Raw genomic sequence first — 20,112 nt, 5'->3', positions numbered from 1 at the left:
CGTTGAGCTTGCTCACGTGAGAAGCGCAGCTTCTATATTTTTGCCCTTGAGCTAAAACACATCACGCCAGCAAGCTGTGCGTCTACAAAATAACTTACGAGATTTGCTCGTCACGCCAGCAAGCTGTGCGTCTACAAAATAACATACGAGCTTTGCTCGTCACATATACAATTCACAAACAAAAAAGCCGCTGTATCAAACAGCGGCTTTTAATATATACATCGTTAAAAACTAGTGCTCTTCATTAACGATATTGAGATTGTACTTAGGTATTTCAACCACTAGGTCTTCATCTCTTATAATTGCTTGGCAACCAAGGCGCGATTCAGGCTCTAAACCCCATGCTTTATCTAGCATGTCATCTTCTAGCTCATCACTTTCGTCAAGTGAATCAAATCCTTCACGAATCACTAAGTGACACGTAGTACATGCACACGACTTTTCACAGGCATGCGCAATGCTAATACCATTTTTAAGTGCAGCGTCGAGTACCGTTTGGCCTGTTGGTGCTTCAATTGCAGCGCCGTCAGGACATAATTCAGGATGTGGAAGAAAAACAATTTGTGGCATTCTAATCTCTCTTAAATGTTGTCTACTGACTGCCCTGTAAGGGCCTTTTTAATTGATGCATCCATTCTACGCGATGCAAAATCGCTACTCGCATTATCGACTTTTTCGATAGCTGCTTTAATTTCACTAGGCTCTTGTGCATTTTCGCGCACTTTTACCAGTTCTGCAATTTCAGCGCGTAAGTTAGCTAGTTGCATATCGTCAAGTAATGCACCATCGGCTTCAAGTGATGCGTTAAGCGCTTCTATTACGCGCAACGCTTCTACTTGTTGCTCTTTAAGCATACGCGCTTGCATGTCGCCTTTAGCGTTGCTCATTGATTCTTTTAGCATATTAGCTACTTGGTCATCAGATAAACCAAACGAAGGCTTAACTTGAATCTCAGCTTGTACACCTGTTGATTTTTCCATAGCTGAAACACTTAATAGGCCATCTGCATCAACTTTAAAGGTTACACGAATATGCGCAGCGCCTGCCGCCATTGGTGGAATACCTTTTAAGCTAAACTTAGCAAGCGATCGACAATCATCAACAAGCTCACGCTCACCTTGCAGCACATGTAATGACATGGCTGTTTGACCGTCTTTAAACGTTGTAAATTCTTGTGCGCGAGCCACTGGAATAGTGGTATTACGTGGGATGATTTTTTCAACCAAACCGCCCATCGTTTCAAGGCCCAGTGATAACGGTAATACATCAAGCAATAACATGTCAGAATCTGGCTTATTGCCAATTAACACGTCGGCTTGAAGCGCGGCACCTAAGGCTACAACACGATCAGGATCGATTGAAGTTAGCGGCTCTTTATCAAAAAAACTTTGTACTTGGCTACGTACTAATGGCATACGGGTTGAGCCGCCTACCATAATAACTTGCAGTATTTCTTCGTTTTCTATGCCAGCATCTTTTACAGCACGACGACACGAACGCAGTGTTTTTTTAACCAGCGGCATAGCCATTTCGTCAAACGTTTCGCGCGTTACTTCTACTGTGTATTTTTGATCGTCAAACTCAAGACCCACGTTTACTTTAGCGTATTGGCTTAATGCTTCTTTACACGCTTTTGCTTTATTGATGAATAAACGTAAAACTGAAGACGATAACGCCGACACACCAGTTTGCTGCTTAAAGTAATCAACAAGGAGCGAGTCAAAGTCATCGCCGCCGAGGCTAGAGTCGCCACCGGTTGCCATTACTTCAAACACACCTTGGTGTAATCTAAGTACTGATATATCAAATGTACCACCGCCTAAATCGTAAACAGCAATAATGCCTTCTTGGCCAGAATCTAAACCATAGGCAACGGCTGCTGCTGTTGGCTCGTTTAATAAACGCAGTACGTTAATACCAGCAAGTTCTGCGGCATCTTTAGTACTTTGGCGCTGTGCGTCATCAAAGTACGCAGGTACTGTAATTACCGCCCCTAAAATTTCTTGGTTGCCAAAACTTTGCTCAGCTCGTGCTTTTAGTGCAGCTAAAATATGGCTTGATGCTTTAATTGGACTGATTTTACCTGCCGCAGTTTCTATTGCTAACGCACCATTGTGCTCACAAAATTCATACGGTAGTTGCCCATAACTTTGCTCTATTTCAGCCTGAGTTTTACCTAAAAAACGCTTAACCGAAATAAGTGTATTAGCAGGGTCTTGCGTTGCTGCTTGAGCAGCCTCTGCGCCAACAGTAATACCGCCTGCTTGATAACGAACAACCGACGGTAACATAGCCGCGCCAAGATCATCAGTTAACGTGCGGGCTTCGCCACTTTGCACTGTTGCAACTAATGAATTGGTTGTACCAAGGTCAATACCAATCGCTAGTTTATGTTCGTGTGGTGCCGCGCTCTGCCCCGGCTCAGCAATTTGCAATAATGCCATAATGCTCTTTAAACTCGTGTTGCTCGCTTTGCAGCAAGTAATTAATCGTCAAATAAACTGTCTTCAATACGCTCTAGTTCGTCACGTAACTTATAAACAAACTTCAGTTTACGAATATTATCAGCGGCAAGTTGATATTGCTGCTCATCGTTACTTGCGAGTTGATCGGCAAGTTGTGCACTGTACTGCGTGTTTAGTTGCTTAATTTGTTTTTCAAAATTTGCAATCGCAGTATCAGGATCGCTTGCTGATGTTAGCTCTTCAAGTTCTTCGCGAAGTTCCATTTGTTGCATTAAAAACATTGGATCTTGCAAGGTTTGCTGCTCTGCACGAATATCAACGCCTAGCTCGCTCAGCATATACTCGGCACGCTTTACTGGGTGCTTTAATATTTGCAACGCATCGTTAATTTCGGCGGCGCTTTGCACGGCCATTAACTTATCGCGGCTGCTCGCATTCGCGTGGCGATCTGGATGTACAGTACGCTGTAATTCCAAGTAGTGCTTGTTAACTGTTACTAAATCAATATTGTAGTCAACGGGTATTGCAAATAACTCAAAATAGCGCATAACTTCAACCAATAAAATTCAGAAATTAATTTCAAAAATAACAAAGCCCTACATTAACTGGCAGGGCTTATTGATACTACAAAGATATTTTAAGCTTAAACGGTAAAGCTTTCGCCACAACCACACTCATCTGCTTGATTAGGGTTTCTAAATTTAAACCCTTCATTTAAGCCTTCTTTAGTGTAATCGAGCTCTGTGCCGTCAATGTAAACTAAGCTTTTAGCGTCAACAATTAATGTGACACCTTTAGCCGCAAAAGTTTCATCGTCTTCGTTTAAATCGTCAACAAACTCAAGTACGTAAGCAAGACCTGAACAGCCCGTCGTTTTAATGCCAACGCGCAGGCCTAAACCTTTGCCGCGGTTTGCTAAAAATGATTGTACGCGGTTTGCTGCCGCATCTGTCAATGTCACTGCCATGAGTTTCTCTTCTTACTTCGCTTGTTTGCTTTTGTAGTCTGCAATTGCTGCTTGAATTGCGTCTTCGGCTAAAATTGAACAGTGAATTTTCACTGGTGGTAATTCAAGCTCTGCACTGATATCAGTGTTTTTAATTGTCGCTGCTTCGTCTAGCGTTTTGCCTTTAACCCACTCTGTTACAAGTGAAGAAGAAGCAATTGCGCTACCACAACCGTAGGTTTTGAATTTTGCATCTTCAATAACGCCTTCGGCAGATACTTTGATTTGCAATTTCATTACGTCACCACATGCTGGTGCGCCTACCATACCCGTTGCCACTGACGGATCGTTCTTATCTAGAGTACCTACGTTACGTGGGTTTTCTACGTGGTCGATTACTTTATCACTATAAGCCATTATTCTATCCTCATTACCTGCTAGGGTATGTGCTCACACTATTAGTGGTGAGCCCATTCAACTGAATCTAAATCAATACCTTCTTGATGCATCTCCCAAAGTGGAGACATCTCACGTAGGCGACCGATAGAGTTTTTCATTAATTCGACGGTGTAATCAATCTCTTCTTCGGTAGTAAAGCGACCAATACTAAAACGAATTGAGCTATGTGCTAATTCGTCGTTACGGCCAAGTGCACGCAGTACATAAGAAGGCTCTAAGCTTGCAGATGTACAGGCTGAACCTGACGATACTGCAATGTCTTTTACTGCCATAAGTAACGACTCACCTTCAACAAAGTTAAAGCTGATGTTTACAATACCAGGTACTGATTGGTCTTGTGTGCCGTTAAAGTATACTTCGTCCATATCAGCCATAATGCCGTCGATTAAACGATTACGTAGTGCGCTGATGTGTGCGTGATCTTTTTCGAAATCTTGCTTAGCAATTTTAAACGCAGTACCCATACCCACTAATTGGTGAGTTGCTAGTGTACCAGAGCGCATACCACGTTCATGTCCGCCACCGTGCATTTGCGCTTCAAGGCGAGCACGTGGTTTACGACGAACGTAAAGTGCACCAACACCTTTAGGGCCATACACTTTATGTGCAGAGAACGACATAAAATCAACTTTAAGTTGTTGCACGTCGATTAATACTTTACCCGCGCTTTGCGCTGCATCTACGTGGAACATAATTTTACGTTCGCGACACATTTCGCCAATAGTCGCGATATCTTGAATCACACCTAGCTCGTTATTAACGTGCATGATGCTTACAAGTACTGTGTCGTCACGCATTGTGTCGGCAAGTTTTTGCAGATCAAGTAGGCCGTTTTCTTCAACGTCCATGTAAGTTACTTCAAAACCTTGGCGCTCAAGTTCACGACATGTGTCGATTACAGCTTTATGCTCAGTTTTAGCGGTAATAACGTGCTTACCTTTTTTCTTGTAAAACTGTGCTGCACCTTTAATAGCTAGGTTATTTGATTCTGTTGCACCCGAAGTGAAAACAATTTCACGTGGGTCTGCATTAATTAAATCAGCAATATCTGTACGTGCTTGGTCAACAGCTTCTTCTGCTTGCCAACCAAAACGATGTGAGCGTGACGCAGGATTACCAAACTTACCGTCCATTGTCAGGCACTGCATCATTTCTTTAGCAACACGTTCGTCAACAGGCGTGGTCGCTGCGTAATCTAAATAAATCGGTAACTTCATTTCTCTCTCCGCTGCAGGTCAACCTTAAAGTTGACAGCTTACTTGAATGTTTTCCAACTGCTTAATTGCATTATTGATACTGTTATCTTGGCGCGATGCTATTTCTTTCACATCTGATTTTTCCACCAATTCAGCAAGGGTAATATTATTCAAAAATTCTTCTATGCGTGCGCTTAAGTCTGACCACAAATTATGTGTTAAACAGCGCATACCACTTTGACAGCCGGTATCGGCACCTTGGCAACGTGTAGCATCGACCGATTCGTCTACGGCGCTAATAATATCGCCAACAGAGATAACGCCCGCTTCACGCCCTAGTAAATAACCACCACCAGGCCCACGAACAGAACTTACTAAGCCATTTTTACGTAAACGAGCAAATAATTGTTCAAGGTATGACAAAGAAATTTCTTGTCGCTGTGAAATATCAGCAAGGGCTACAGGACCTACACCTGTGTGTAGTGCAACATCCAGCATCGCTGTAACGGCATATCTGCCTTTTGATGTTAACTTCATAACGCCCCCTGCACAAAGAGTGCAAATTTTAATTACCAGAGTAAATTAGTCAAGTATTATCACTTGATAAAAATTTGATTTAAAACTCTTACTTATTAAATTGTAGAGTTAACAAATTTTTTAATACCTGACCTCTTTGGTCAAGTATTACAGCCATTGTAATTACCTGAGTATTTTAGTCAAGTATTAGCTAGTTATTTAACCACTGGTTTTTATAACTAATCGCTATACCTAAGTTACTTAACCTGAACTCTGGTCACTTAGGGATAGACTTATTAATTGAAGTGAGAATACCGCGTAGAATGTTCATCTCTGCATCTTCTGGACGAGCACGGTTAAATAAACGACGTAGTTTTGTCATTACAATACCTGGGTGCTGTTTTATGATGAAACCGGTGTTAAATAGTGTCTCTTCAAGGTGGTCATAAAACAACTCAGTTTGTTTTGAGCTTGGGTAAACAGTGTCATCTTCTTCAACCTTTTTAGGTTGTTGATTTAAAAACGCCATACGCGTTTCGTAACACAGAGTTTGCACAGCCATCGCTAAATTAAGCGAGCTATATTCAGGATTCGCAGGGATGCATACATGGTAATTACAAAGCTGTAATTCATCGTTGCTTAAGCCACTATTTTCACGGCCAAATACCAATGCCACTGGGCCATTTATAGCTTCCGCAACTAGTTTTTCGCCACATTCACGAGGTTCAACCATAGGCCAAGAAAGCGTACGTGAACGTGCACTTGTCCCAATTGTTAATGCACAATCGGCAATAGCTTCTTCAACTGTACCAACAATAACAGCATTACCTAAAACATCACTAGCACCTGCAGACAAAGCACTCGCGTGGCTGTCTATTTCACATACAGGGTCAACTAAATACAGTTTTGATAAACCCATGGTTTTCATGGCGCGAGCTGCTGAGCCAATATTGCCTGAGTGTGATGTGTTAACTAAAACAACGCGAATATCATCTAAGATCATTGCTATGCTACTTACCTATGCCAAAAAATTGCGCGAATTCTAACACGAAAGTGTAATAAGATCCTAGATTCAAAAGGCGAGATCCTAAGATCTAGCCTAATATAAGGCATCTTACGTGAGTGAATTCTTGTCGCTGAATTTATGAGATAACAACTGTGATATTAAAGAACAAATGCTTACATATACTTTAGCAACCATACGATCATATAAAATAAAACGACATAGTTTACAGATCTAATGGAAATGGTTATTAGACTCAATACTGTAAACCAAATTTGTTAACAGCTGATTTTGAATATTTAATTTATTTTATCTAGAAGTAATTTAATCGCGGTGTGAAATTTGTAAGCGAGTAGACTCGGTAACTCTGCTCCTACATCTATATAAAAAAAGGAAAATTTCCCCGAGGACGAACTCAAAGGGCTGTGTATGTTTGGCATTCATACTGCATTATCACCTATTTGTGCGGATAGCCCACACACCATGAAAAAACCAAATATACGGCTGTAAATTTAATCTCTAAAAATAAACAAGCTCTAACAATTCCAAATATTTATTAATTCAATTTAAGTAAACTTATAGCTTATATCAAAGATAAACCTTTATAAAAACATATAAATAAAACGTAATCTGCTGTTATACTCTTTTTATTCAGAGAGGGTCTTATTCTAGTATGGTTACAATTAAACAAGTGGCTGCCCACGCTGGTGTTTCATTTAAAACAGTATCTCGTGTTGTAAATCATGATCCCACTGTCAAGGATGCTAACCGTGAAAAGATTCTTCGATCGATAAAAGAATTAGGTTATCGACCTAATCGCGCTGCAAGCTTAACACGACGTAAAAAATCAAATATTTACGCTATTATCGCAGATGAATTACTTAGTGTTCCTTATACGTTTGATATTATTCGTGGTGCCCAAGAAATTGCTTGGCAGAAAAATAAAGAACTATTGATCCTCAATGTTAACGAAACCCAAGCGAGTATAGATAGAGCGATTGAAAGTCTTTTAGAGTATCGTGTTGAAGGCGTTATATATTCAGCAATGTACCATCGCCAAGTTATTATCGCTGATGAATTAAAAAAAATACCCACTATTTTGGCCAACTGCTTTCCTGCTTCGAATAATTTCCCCTGTGTTGTACCTGATGAACAACAAGCAGGTGAAGATATTACCGACGCATTAATACGTAAAGGCTATCGTCGAATTGCTTTTTTAAACTTAAATGAAAATATAGTTGCTGCTAAAGGGCGAAAACAAGGCGTTATAAATTCATTTAAAAGGCACGGTTTACCATTAGAAGACTTGCTCATTGAATCGGTTATTATTAGCCAAGCAGACGGCAGTGAAATTTCTACCTCAAGAGAGTCAGCCGCGCGAGTGATAGACGAGTTTAAACCTGATGCCATTATATGTGGTCAAGACCCCATGGCGCTGGAAATTTACTTTGTAGTGCATGACAAAGGAATGGTCGTTGGTAAGGATATTGGTATTGCCAGTTTTGATGATTGGGGCAGTATTCCACAGTTATTACAACCGAACTTAACCACCATGGCACTTCCACATCTTGCAATGGGACGTTGGGCAATGGAGTATCTTATAGAGCAGCGCACTGATATTGTTCACCACCACTTAGCATTTAAATTGATTGCTCGCGATTCGTTTTAATAACGTCTTTTTTTAATGTGAAAAACGACAATACGATAAACACACTGATAACCAAACCCAAATACTGGTAGGCTAGCGCAAAGCCTAAATGATCATATACAACGCCTACCACGACAGCTAGAATTGACGCCATCAATTGAGTCGTAAATTGAAAGCCAATTATATAGATCATTGCTGAATAACGAGCGTCAAAATGCATGTTTATATATTTAAATAACGCAATCAGCATAAGTGGTAATTCAATTGCGTGTAACAATTTCAATACGCTAATACTGATAGAGTCATTAACAATCCCCGAGCAATATATTCGTACCGCCATCAATACACCACTTAACAGCAACGAGTTTTTAACGCCTAAATAATTCACCCACTTTACAGCTAAATACAAAGCAGCAGCCTCAAGCATAACTTGCGCTGAAGTTAAATAGCCAAAAAACTCTCGACCTTGTTCTGGGGTGTCAAAAAAAGAAGTGTAATAAATAGCAAATTGCTGATCAAATACCGCATAAATACAACTTACACCGATCACAAATACACTTAAACGCCATAACCCCGTCGTTTTAAAAAATGACTTAAACTGTCGTGTAGAAGAAAAAGCCTGAGAAGGAATTCGCCCGTGGTTACTTTTTGCGACTTTAACAAAAACTAATAAACCAATTAAACAGAGCGCTGCAATGCTTGATAACCAGTAATTTAAGTTGGGCGCTAAATTATAAGATAAACCTGCGAAATAGCTTGCTGCAGCCCAACCTAGAGATCCCCACATTCGCGCCTTACCAAATTCAAAATACGTGATTCGACTTTGTTTATCTATATAACTCTCAATTACTCCCACTCCAGCCAAAAATGCACATGAAAAAATCCCACCACCTAAGATCGCAGCCAGGTAAAACTGCGTTTGTAGCAGTGGTGCGTATACATAACTAACAAACGGGCCAATCAACATCATAAAAAATGCAATGAAGTAAAGCAGTGTTTTTTGTAAACCAAGTCTATCTTGAAAAATGCCATAGCAAGGCATCACGAGTAAAGCCATGATGGAATTAATACTAAAGATAACCCCGACTTTAGCACTGTTGAGGCCTACCTCTTGACTAAGCCAAATCGGAAATAATGAAAAAGAAAAAGACCATGCCATAAAATAGACAAAGAAAATGACACTTAATAGCCGATAATTGCTACTCATATATCGCATAGCCTTGGAGAAAGGTTAATGACTCTATATTAATATAGAGTCATTTTGGAAGTTATTTTTCTATTGCTATATTATTTAAGCGAATGTCACTCAGTGATATGGACTGCTGAGCACTAACTTGTATTTTATCGTAAGGAGATGTTGGAAAAACAATCGAGGTCATAGAGCTACCCCCCTTATTTACAAACACTTCTATCGACGCTTTATCTACCCATATATCGACATCGTAAGATTTAAGCCCAGTCTGTAATGGTGCTGTTTGTAAAGAAGCAAAACCATCTTCAAAGTCTATTAAACCTGATTGTCTGCGATCAAGTACAAGCTGTCCTTGAGCTGGATTTAGCTGTAACTTAGTGTACTCACCTGTTTCAGAGCTAAGCAAGATATCAATAACTTGTTCAGTATTTAATAAACTAAAGCTCACCTTAAATTGCCCAGGTTCAACAGTAAAAAACTCATCCAACTGATAGCTCTTTGCGCCAGTTAGGGTTGCCTTTTGTTGTGTCTTACTCAATAAACTATTTAGCTCTTTAATAGGTTGGGATGCCAAACGCACGCCTGTTGGCGTTTGCAATAACTTTAATTCTCTGGGAATAGTCATTGCGCTGCGCCATGCTTCTGTAGGTACTTGATTTGCATATTGCCAGTTACTCATCCACCCCATAAATAAGTGTCTACCGTCTTGAACATCAGAAAAAGTCACGCCAGCATAATTATCTGTGCCGTAGTCTAACCATATCGAAGGTTCATACTTTTCATTTGCTGCTTTATCCGAAAATACGATATCAGCAATTTTTATATGCCCCCAATCACCTCGTTCATTGTCTACCACTTTAATATAAGCTTGCTGACCTTTTAAATGACTCACGTTCCAAGAACGTTCAGTCATAGTACCTGTATTATTTCCGCTTGCGGTTTTAACTATCTCGTCATTAACTAACAGCTGTATTGCAGTACTATTGTGATGCTTTCCGCCTGCAATCTTGAAGTTAATGAAATCGTGATCGATCGCAAATGATTTTGAGGTTAACGTGCCAATTGCCTTATCCGAACCTTTAAAAGAACTAGCAATCGTATTTGACGGTTGAGCATTAACTATATGGAATGCTTCACCTGATACTTGCCAATTTTTTAAACCACTTTTGAAGTCAGAAAAATCAAGTCCATGGGGGAAAACTGCTGGCGTTGCTGTGAGCATTTTTTGATAATCGCTATCAAGTACAAATTTTTCACCGTCGAAATCGCCAACAAAGTATTGCGTACCAGAGCCGCCATTTGGAGCGCCAGGGTTTATACTCACTAATAAAACATATTTATATTCATCAGTGCCTTCAATACGCACGCGAATCAGATCTGGACACTCCCATACACCGGCGTGACTGCCCCAATCAGCGCCAAAGTTACTTTCAAATTGCCATGTTTTTAAATCTTTTGAGCTGTAAAAGCCAATATGATCATCTTGAGCCAATACCATGATCCATTGCTGGGTACCCTCATGCCAATTTACTTTAGGATCACGAAAATCTCGGATCCCAGGGTTTTTCAATACCGGATTGTTCGCGTACTTTTTCCATGTACGACCCTTATCGATACTATAAGCGATGCCTTGTGTTTGAAAATCAATTGCCCCCTGTGCAGCCTTTTTATCGTCATGATAGGTAAATATAGCCACTAATGGTGGATTTTCTTTACTGCCAAAACCGCTACTATTTTTCCAATCAACCACCGCACTGCCTGAGAAAATAGTACCGAGTTCATCAGGAAACAACTTAATTTCTTGGTGCTGCCAATCAACCATATCTTTACTAATCGCATGCCCCCAATGCATTGGTCCCCATACAGATGAATCAGGATTATGCTGGTAAAATAGATGATACTCACCTTGGTAAAAAACCATACCGTTAGGATCATTCATCCAATGCTTCTCTGGAGTAAAATGAAAAGCGGGACGAAACGCCTCTTTACCAAGTTTATCTAAACCCTCATGGGTGGTTTTTTCAGTTTGGTTTGTCATGCTACATGCTGCCAAAAATGATGAAATTAAAACTAAATTAACGGTTCGCATCTAATGCTCCATGTTTATTATTGGTATCTGATGAAATAGCTTCTAAAGAACGTCCTTTTGTTTCTGGCATGAACCACGCAACAAAAATCAACTGCCCTAACATCATTAAAGTAAAGAAAGTGAATACTTCAGTTGCACTAAAATGTTCTAAGAAAAATGGCATAAATAAAGTAATTGCAGCGGCAAAAAACCAATGCGTACCAGAGCCCAAAGACTGACCTTTAGAACGGACTTTGTTAGGAAATATTTCCGCAATGAAAACCCAAATAACGGTACCTTGACCAATGGCATGAGCGGCAATAAAAACAAAGACAAACGCAACAACCGTTAAGCCACCAGAATCTGTACCAAACGCCCACGCCACCATAGAAAGAGAAATAACGTAACCAATTGAGCCAATATACATCAGTGACCGTCGACCATACTTATCAATCAAAGATAAACCTAGCATGGTAAAACATAAGTTAACCACGCCAATTCCTGCGCCTGAAAGTAATGATTGATTTACGTCCAGTCCAGCAAGTTCAAATACCCGCGGTGCATAATAAATAATAAAATTAATCCCTGATAACTGATTAAATGCAGCGAATAAAAATGCAAATAGTGCAGCCTTATTGTAACTACCTCCAAATAGTTTTGATTGATTGTTCTGTAACTTGTCCTGTTCAATTTCATTCAATACTTGGTCAGGATTTTCTTCACCTAAAGTGACTAAAATTGAACGCGCTTTCATTTTTTCATTTTTCTTTTGCACTAACCAACGAGGGCTTTCAGGTGCCTTAATAATCATTAATAAATAGGCTAAGGCAGGTATTGCTTCCACACCTAACATTAAACGCCAATCAATTGCGGATGTACCAGCGATTAAAAAATTAGAAATAAACGCAACTAAAATACCAAATACAATTTGAAATTGATAAAGTGCGACCAAACGTCCTCGAAACTTAGCTGGAGCAATCTCAGAAATATAGGCTGGTACAACAATTGAAGAAATCCCCACTCCCACACCACCAATAAATCGCAATATTGCAAAGCTGTAAACTTCAGGAGCCATAGCAGAGCCAAGTGCTGAGATAAAAAATAACACCCCAACTAAAATCAATGTGGGTTTTCGACCCCACTTATCACACGGGTAATTACCTGTTAAGGCGCCAAGGAGTGTTCCCCATAAAGCCGAAGACATAATAAATAGGCCATGAAATAATGAACTCGTATTCCATAATGCTTGAATAGGTTTATCAGCACCGGATATAACTGCGGTATCAAAGCCAAATAAAAAACCAGCCACAGCAACAGTGACTGACCAGTAAATAATTTTTTTCATAATCACTCTTAAAACTTAACAATTAAAAGGTGGGCCGAAACCCACCACTATTAATAACCTGGATTTTGTGTGTACGACCCGCCACTTAAAATCATTTGCTGGTTTGGAATAGGTAAATACTCATGCTTACCTTTAGTAAAAACAGCGTCGACTAAGTAAGGTTTACGTACAGCCTCAATTGCTAAATACTTATCAATAGTTTCTTTAGCTATCCCCCAACGAACTAAGTCAAAAAAGCGATGCCCTTCAAGTCCTAATTCTAAGCGTCGCTCAAAACGCAGTGCCTCTCTTGCTTGCTCTTTAGAATCAAAGCTTATATATGCGCCAATATTATAAATGCTGGCATTATGTAATTTATCGGTGCTTTGCTTAGCTCGTTCACGAATTCGGTTAATAATTGGCAATGCTTCGTCATACCTGTCTAACTCAATTAATGCTTCTGCTTTCCAAAGCAATACATCTGCGTAACGAATTAGCGGTGTATTTAATGAAAAGATTGGAAATGGTCCATTCTCACCGCGACAACTGCAGTCTGGGTGTTCAAGATCTTTCATTGCCGTAAAGTTGCCATATATGCCTGGAGCACGTGACCAACTATCACCGCCATGAATCAAGTTTTCGTCATACTTAAATGGCTTACCTTCCATTGCAACAGTATGATCTAGGCGAGGGTCAACTGAGTCAGTCGTCATGTCGTAGTTAAAATCGTTAAAGGAGTCAAATAACGGCAAGCCTTGTTGATCTGTTTTAAACGCATTAACAAAATTTTCTGTTGGAACGTGAAAACCACAACAACCAAAACCTCCAGCCATTGGTGCATTTAATGCACTAGGCCAACTACCACGACCATCTGGTGAACCGTCATTTAAAGAACGCTGAATAGCAAACACTGATTCTTTGCCATTCTCAGTTTCAAATAAAAAGTTATTTGCGTAATCATCAAACAAACCATATACATCGGCTTGTTCAATTTCATCAATGAGATTTACTACTTTTACAAGTTTATCTTTATTAATATTAATAACTTGATGTAATTCATTTTGCTCATAAGCCTGATAGAGCAATGTTTTAGCTAAATATGCCTTGGCTGATAACGCTGAAGCTCGCCCTACATCATCTTGGGTTTGTGGTAAGTTGCCTGCGGCAAACTCAAAGTCTGCTGCAATCTTATCCCATAGCTCCTGATCGCTTAGCTCACGATTAGTTGCTGTAAGTATCTGATCTTGAGTCATCGTTTCATCAATCCACGGAATATGCTTATGATGAATTTTTAAGTCAAAGTAAAAAACACTGCGAATAAATCGCAGTTCAGATTGTTTTTCAGCGCTGTTTTCAATTGCATCGGGCGCATTTGCGATGACTGCTAATGCTGAGTTTGCTCTTGAGATCCCCGTGTAATTACGTGTCCATTTTTTATTATTCAAATCAATCAAATCTGGCGGAAAAGACTCCATATCTGGAACTATTGGCTGATATAAAGACAAAGCATGATAAGCAAATATATCACCGGGTCCATTACCACCTTTATGGGCATCTCCTGCGCGTAAGTTCCCTGTCGGCCATAAAAAATTAGGCGCGGTATAATGATCGTTACCTAGATATGAGTAAGCAGCAATAATCAACGCATCTACATTTTCACTATTAGAAACTTGTTCTTCGGTCAATACTCCCGAAGGTGCAACATCAAGATCAGACCCACCACAAGAAGCTAAAGAAAGAACAAATGTAGTTGCTGCAAATAGAGTTTTTATTTTTTTCATAATATGTGCTCGTATCGTTGTCGTTTTAATAATCAAAAAGAAAGGTTCACGCCTAACGTGATACGTTTTGGAATTGGAAAGTTACTGTTTGGCGTCTCTGGATCCTGACTTAGCGTCCCGGATGGAGTAATGGTCAATAAGTTGCTTCCCTGCAAATAAATTCGCGCAGAACTAATACCGTATTGACTTAGCCACTGTTCATCAGGTGTATAACCGATAGATAAGTTACGGAGCTTTAGGTAGCTACCATCTTCCCAAAATAAGCTTGATTGACGGCCTTCGCCATTGTTATCAATTAAAGTTAATGCAGGTACATTGGTGTCAGTATTGTTAACTGACCATGCATCAAGAACTCGGTCGCCGTAGTTAGAGCCTATATTTAATGATGTGAAGTCAGTAAATCCACGCCAGCTATTACGTATTTCACCTCCCTCAACACCTTGCCAGAACATATTTAAATCCCAATTTTTGTATTTGAAATTCATGTTCAATCCATACATAAAGTCAGGATCAGTATCGGTGAAAAAGCTTTGATCGTTTTCATCAATCACGCCATTGCCGTCTAAATCTTTCCAGCGGACTCGACCTAAACCAGCCCCAGATTGCGCTGCGTGAGTATCTATTTCACCTTGATTTTGGAATAAACCATCGGCGACATAACCATAAATAGAGTTAATAGAATGACCAACAATCGTTTTATCATTGCCATTACCGCCGAATGAATTAACAACATCTTCTGGAAGTGATACAACTTTATTTTTAGCTGAAGAAATATTAAAACTAATATCGACATCAATATCGCCATCTAAGCTATCAAAAGTAAGATAGTCGGCATATCCAATGAGAAACTCAAAACCAGAGTTTTCAATTGTGCCACCATTAACCCATTGCTGAGCGCCTTCGCCTAATGTTGCAAGTGGATTGGTTAAAGTTAAAATATCCTCTGTCGTTTTTTCAAACCAATCGATACTGCCGTATATGGTTTCGTAACGCATGCCAAAATCAAGACCAATGTTTGTTTGCGTTGATGTTTCCCATTTTAGGTCATCATTCCCCGTCTGTGCTTTTACAAACCCAGAAGGTAGCGTGCCGCCATTAGCCCCGCCTATATCATAAGCCGTTCCTTCATCTTGCTGATCAGTGAATAAGGATTGCGTTGCATAACGACTTAAATAGGTTGTGTACGTTGCATCTGTAGGGATTTCTTGATTACCTGTTTTGCCCCAACTAGCACGAAGCTTTAGAGTAGATAAAAACTCAATATCGTAGAATGATTCGTTACTAATCACCCAACCTGCAGAAATAGCGGGGAAATTACCATAGTTATTATTACTACCAAAACGAGACGAACCGTCACGACGTATTGTCAGACCTGCTAAATATCGATCATCATAGTTATAGTCCATACGCGCAAAATAAGAATTAAGAGACCATTTATCACCATCCCCCTCCACACGAACATCACCAGTTGCTTGTGATAAATGAGCGTAATCGCGATCATCAGAAGCAAAACCAGAACCATAACCAATAGACCCTTCATACTCGTAATCTATTTGTTCAGTACCAAGCAAAAACGTGAAATGGTTTGCATCTAAATCAAGCTTATACTCTGCGGTATTAGTCCAACTGAAACTGCTATTCCAATTTTCTGTCACTGACAGCTGATCACCATAGTTTAGTGAACCAGCTTGAAAAGCACGGGTATAATTCCTGAAATAGTATTGTCCGTAATCTAAGCCGATAGAGCTTTTTAACGTTAAGCCCTCTATTGCTTCATATTCAACAAAAATATTCCCCATTAATTTATTGAATCTACTGACATTATCTCGATTCATTTCAATTAATCGAACTGGATTATCACGGTCAGTTACACCAGGAACCGGTCCTCCCCAGTCTCCATCTTCGTTATATACAGGAACGATAGATTGTTGCTCTATAGCCAAATTTAGAATATTACCGGCCAGATCATTAACCAAGTTTGACTCTTGGTTTGTCACTATAAAGTTCTCACCAATCTTAAGTTTATTTGTTAACTGATAATCCGAGTTAACGCGAAAACTAATTCGCTCAAATTCTGAGCCATCAACAATACCTTCTGAGCCGTAATATCCAAGTGAACTATATATCGAAGCTTTGTCTGAACCTCCTGAAACTGAAAAATTAAGATCCGTTACTTTTGCAGATCGCGTAACTTCATCAAACCAGTTTGTATCTGCAGGACGCTGCACCTGTGCAGCATCTGTGAACTCAGGTAAAACAACGTTGTTTAATTGAGGGTTATTAAAATCATTATTCCAATCATAAGTATAAAGAGAACTTGCTGCATTTGGATCTGACCTATCATTTACTGCAGCTTGCCAGACTGCTTGTGATCTTTGCTGTGTATTTAATGGATTTAACTCATAATTAAAATCATCATATGACTGATTAAAAGAAAAATTGAAGTCGAGCCCTTCATTCCCTTTTTTTGTTGTAATAACAATGACACCATTACCAGAGCGAGCACCAAAAATACTTGCAGCTGCCGCATCCCTTAGTACCTGTATATCTGCAATATCGTGGCTATTTAGTTCATGCATGCCCGATTTAGTGGGTACACCATCAACAACATAAAGGGGATCGTTGTTACCTAAAGGTCCCAAACCTTGCCCCCGAATACGCACCGTTGCTGTAGAATCGGGTGAGCCACTCGTCGTAATTTGCAAACCAGGTACACGCCCTTGCAAATTTTTCATGATATTACCAGACGGCAAGTCAACGACATCTTCAAGGCTAACAGTGCTCACCGCACCTGTTAAATCTTTCTTTTTGACACTACCATAACCATATGAAACTTCTATTATTTCAATACCATCACTAGATATAGCTTTTTCTGGCAGCTGTTCAGCGGCAACAACACTGAATGGTAACGTGCAGCCTAGTAGAATTGTATTAACACTAACTGCAAGTTTGTTTTTTCGAAATATGAGCATTGTGTGTGTCCTCATTTTAATTATTAATGTTGATTTCATCATACAAATTAACAACGTTGTCTTTTTATCGTGTGAATATATTTTCTGCACTCAAATTTTATGGTTACGCTTGGGTACATAAAATAAACAACGTTGTCTTTTTAACATTTAAAAAACATCTAATCAATATAAATTAAAAATTATTAACGACAGCATTAATGCTTTTGAATGTTAACCTGGGATGGATAAATAATAATCAAGGTGTTATGAATTTATTGCGAAGTCAATTACCCACCTTAAAGATAACGACTATCCTAATGTAGGCAATTATTTTAAATTATGGTTTCAGCGACAAGACATCTGTGTAGGAAGCTTATCGCGTTGTTATTTTTAAACCATTGCCGCTTTTACATACACATCAAAACGATTCTTTTTGGTTTTAATTTGCATACTTGGGGTTTTGTCATTTAAAAATGGGGCGTAATCGGGACGTTTTACTACTACGCGCTTACTGGCGAGTGGGTAGGCGAATTCGAGTAAATCGTCAGCGTCGGTATCTGCACCAACAAGCTCTTGAAATACACGCATTTCTTTTTTTACTAATGCTGATTTTTCGCGATGCGGGAACATAGGATCTAAATAAACCACATCGGGCATGCTTTCACATTGCGATAGTAGAGTGTGGCTTGAACCAAATATAAGGCTCATGCTTTGCTTCATCCATGCGCCAATTTCAATGTCGTTATAAGCACGTTGCAAACCATCATACAATAACGCGGCGACTACGGGGTGGCGCTCATGTAATATAACGTTGCATCCAAGTGACGCAAGTACAAAACCATCACGCCCTAAGCCGGCAGTTGCATCAAGCACTACGGGCGTTGCGCCTTTATTTAAGCCAACCGCTTTGGCAATTGCTTGGCCTTTACCTCCACCAAACTTGCGCCTATGCGCCGCTGCGCCGGTTACAAAATCAACGTTGATCGCGCCTAATTTGGGTTCATCCGTTTTATATAAACTCAAGCCGCTATCGTCGTAATTCAGCCGAAAACCATTGTTTTGCTCTGCCCATTGAGCCAAACCAAAACGCGTTTCTAACTCATTTAAATAAGGGCGACACTCTTTAAAAGCACACTGAATAACCACTCTACACTCCGACGATAAAATACCTATTTAGTATATCAATCAGTACAGGTTAAAGCACTAAAATAGCTCTATATCGTTATTTTCAGTGGTATTTTGTAAGACAACTTCACTATCGTTACTACGCAAGCTAGCGAGTAGCCCATTACGAGTTTCACTAATTTGCTTAAGCTGACATTTAATAAATGCTAGATCGCTATTAGCAGAAGTAAACAACTGCGTAGTTTTATCTAGATTGGTAAAGTAAGGCGTTAAGTCACAAATATTATCACTCTCTTTTTGCACTTTAATTGCACTATCAAGCTCACTTAATTGCTCTATAAGCTGTTTAGCAATACTGTTTTTTGCCTGGCTCTGAGAATCTAATTGCTTCACTATGTCTTCAAGCACGATGCCTATTTGCGTGGCCTGTTCGTAGCTATTTTCATTATTTTGTATAGTGATCACTTTTTCATTGGTGATCTCCAATATGTGTGGAAACAAATCTTTGTAATGCCCAAATTTAGCGCTATCGTCAACGGGCATGTTTTTTATCAGTAATGATATTTTAGGGTAATTAATAATTGTGCTGGAGCTAATATCGACAAACCGCTGTGCATGCCTATGTTGTTCTAATAACTCTTGTTCTAATGGGCACACTGCACTTTGCTGAGAATAAAATATGCCTCTACTTTCATACCAAAAAACAACAACAACATCTAAATCTAAATGTGTAAAAAATGCTAAAAAATATTCGCTTAATGATGAGAAATTATTAGCATGATAACTTTGCCCAACGTAGCGTATTATTCGGCCCATATCACCTGATTCAGTCATGGCCATTTCGGCTGTTTTATTTGCGTGAGCTACATCATATTTTAACTTTATGCCTTGCTGTCGATATTCGTAAAGCACTTTTATACGCGCCATTAATTCTTCTGCGTTAAAAGGCTTAGCTATATAGTCAGATGCACCAGCACTGTAACCTTTAACACGATCAGCCAACTCAATGTTGGATGATAAAAACATAACGGGAATATCTTTGGTTAGCTCATTTTTTTTAATCGTTTGGCAAACTTCAAAGCCTGATTTACCCGGCATTTCTATATCGAGCAAAATAATGTCGGGGTTATATTTATTAGCGAGCCTTAAACCTTCATCCCCATCTTTTGCATGAATAATTTTACAAAACCCTGCTAAAGACTCCTCTATTATATGGTGAACCAACTTATCGTCATCAATTGCCAATATTAGCTTTGCCATGCCCTAGTCCATTTTATTAGGTATGTTAAGAGCATAGCTCGGTAGACTGAATTTACTAAAAATTTTAGTGAATAAGTTAAGGCGTATTGATCTTTGTGGATTGAAATTCGTCCCTAGAAAGAACCCAAAGGGCAGCGCATGTTTGGCATTTATGCTGCGTTATCGCCTATTTATGGGG

16 protein-coding genes are annotated in these 20,112 nt (G+C 39.5%); 1 reads left to right on the top strand and 15 read right to left on the bottom strand.

The window, feature by feature from the left end; genetic code table 11:
- Window positions 1-231 precede the first annotated feature (231 nt).
- The 8 genes from fdx to trmJ all read right to left on the bottom strand — a co-directional run bounded on the left by fdx (window position 232) and on the right by trmJ (window position 6,585).
- Window positions 232-570: an ISC system 2Fe-2S type ferredoxin gene (gene fdx / locus DO88_RS02440; RefSeq protein ID WP_007377671.1), complete on the bottom strand. Its 339-nt coding sequence runs from the start codon at window positions 568-570 to the stop codon at window positions 232-234.
- Between the two features lie 11 nt (window positions 571-581).
- The gene (hscA, locus tag DO88_RS02445; protein ID WP_033040756.1) at window positions 582-2,444 is read right to left on the bottom strand and encodes a Fe-S protein assembly chaperone HscA; all 1,863 of its coding nucleotides are present in this window, start codon (window positions 2,442-2,444) and stop codon (window positions 582-584) included.
- Between the two features lie 41 nt (window positions 2,445-2,485).
- Window positions 2,486-3,013 (bottom strand): co-chaperone HscB, encoded by a 528-nt coding sequence (hscB, locus tag DO88_RS02450; protein WP_033040754.1) that lies wholly within the window; start codon window positions 3,011-3,013, stop codon window positions 2,486-2,488.
- 95 nt (window positions 3,014-3,108) lie between these two features.
- Window positions 3,109-3,432, bottom strand: a complete 324-nt coding sequence (gene iscA / locus DO88_RS02455) for an iron-sulfur cluster assembly protein IscA (protein WP_007377674.1) — start codon at window positions 3,430-3,432, stop codon at window positions 3,109-3,111.
- Between the two features lie 12 nt (window positions 3,433-3,444).
- Entirely contained in the window at window positions 3,445-3,828 is a 384-nt protein-coding gene (gene iscU, locus DO88_RS02460) for a Fe-S cluster assembly scaffold IscU (RefSeq protein ID WP_007377675.1), read from the bottom strand.
- Between the two features lie 41 nt (window positions 3,829-3,869).
- Window positions 3,870-5,087, bottom strand: a complete 1,218-nt coding sequence (locus tag DO88_RS02465; protein WP_002958425.1) for an IscS subfamily cysteine desulfurase — start codon at window positions 5,085-5,087, stop codon at window positions 3,870-3,872.
- A gap of 24 nt (window positions 5,088-5,111) precedes the next feature.
- Window positions 5,112-5,603 carry a Fe-S cluster assembly transcriptional regulator IscR gene (gene iscR, locus DO88_RS02470; RefSeq protein ID WP_002958424.1) on the bottom strand — a complete coding sequence of 164 codons (492 nt, stop codon included), beginning with the start codon at window positions 5,601-5,603 and terminating at the stop codon, window positions 5,112-5,114.
- A gap of 256 nt (window positions 5,604-5,859) precedes the next feature.
- Window positions 5,860-6,585: a tRNA (cytosine(32)/uridine(32)-2'-O)-methyltransferase TrmJ gene (trmJ, locus tag DO88_RS02475; RefSeq protein WP_033040753.1), complete on the bottom strand. Its 726-nt coding sequence runs from the start codon at window positions 6,583-6,585 to the stop codon at window positions 5,860-5,862.
- A 673-nt stretch (window positions 6,586-7,258) separates the two neighbouring features.
- On the opposite strand from trmJ, the gene DO88_RS02480 reads away from it, so the two are divergent.
- A complete protein-coding gene (locus tag DO88_RS02480) occupies window positions 7,259-8,254 on the top strand; it encodes a LacI family DNA-binding transcriptional regulator (protein WP_008136301.1) in 996 nt (331 codons plus the stop codon).
- Here DO88_RS02480 and DO88_RS02485 read toward each other — a convergent pair.
- The 7 genes from DO88_RS02485 to DO88_RS02515 form a co-directional block, all read right to left on the bottom strand.
- Window positions 8,226-9,440, bottom strand: a complete 1,215-nt coding sequence (locus tag DO88_RS02485; protein WP_083503346.1) for an oligosaccharide MFS transporter — start codon at window positions 9,438-9,440, stop codon at window positions 8,226-8,228. The two genes, DO88_RS02480 and DO88_RS02485, sit on opposite strands and share 29 nt — an antisense overlap.
- Window positions 9,441-9,501: 61 nt before the next feature.
- Window positions 9,502-11,514 (bottom strand): glycoside hydrolase family 32 protein, encoded by a 2,013-nt coding sequence (locus DO88_RS02490; protein WP_033040752.1) that lies wholly within the window; start codon window positions 11,512-11,514, stop codon window positions 9,502-9,504.
- Window positions 11,501-12,838, bottom strand: coding sequence for a sugar porter family MFS transporter (locus DO88_RS02495; RefSeq protein ID WP_008136304.1), 1,338 nt, complete (start codon window positions 12,836-12,838; stop codon window positions 11,501-11,503). Before DO88_RS02495 ends, DO88_RS02490 begins: the two co-directional genes overlap by 14 nt.
- 50 nt (window positions 12,839-12,888) lie before the next feature.
- The gene (locus DO88_RS02500; protein ID WP_007377681.1) at window positions 12,889-14,598 is read right to left on the bottom strand and encodes a RagB/SusD family nutrient uptake outer membrane protein; all 1,710 of its coding nucleotides are present in this window, start codon (window positions 14,596-14,598) and stop codon (window positions 12,889-12,891) included.
- Between the two features lie 32 nt (window positions 14,599-14,630).
- Complete coding sequence (locus DO88_RS02505; RefSeq protein ID WP_007377682.1) at window positions 14,631-17,570, bottom strand: SusC/RagA family TonB-linked outer membrane protein; 2,940 nt, start codon at window positions 17,568-17,570, stop codon at window positions 14,631-14,633.
- A gap of 369 nt (window positions 17,571-17,939) precedes the next feature.
- Window positions 17,940-18,695: a class I SAM-dependent methyltransferase gene (locus tag DO88_RS02510; RefSeq protein ID WP_033040750.1), complete on the bottom strand. Its 756-nt coding sequence runs from the start codon at window positions 18,693-18,695 to the stop codon at window positions 17,940-17,942.
- A gap of 57 nt (window positions 18,696-18,752) precedes the next feature.
- Window positions 18,753-19,934: a response regulator transcription factor gene (locus tag DO88_RS02515; protein ID WP_033040748.1), complete on the bottom strand. Its 1,182-nt coding sequence runs from the start codon at window positions 19,932-19,934 to the stop codon at window positions 18,753-18,755.
- Window positions 19,935-20,112 lie beyond the last annotated feature (178 nt).

Source organism: Pseudoalteromonas sp. S3431, assembly GCF_000690035.1.
GTDB lineage: Bacteria > Pseudomonadota > Gammaproteobacteria > Enterobacterales > Alteromonadaceae > Pseudoalteromonas > Pseudoalteromonas fuliginea.
The sequence above is the reverse complement of the archived record's forward strand: the minus strand, read 5'-3'. Positions and strand labels throughout refer to the sequence as shown.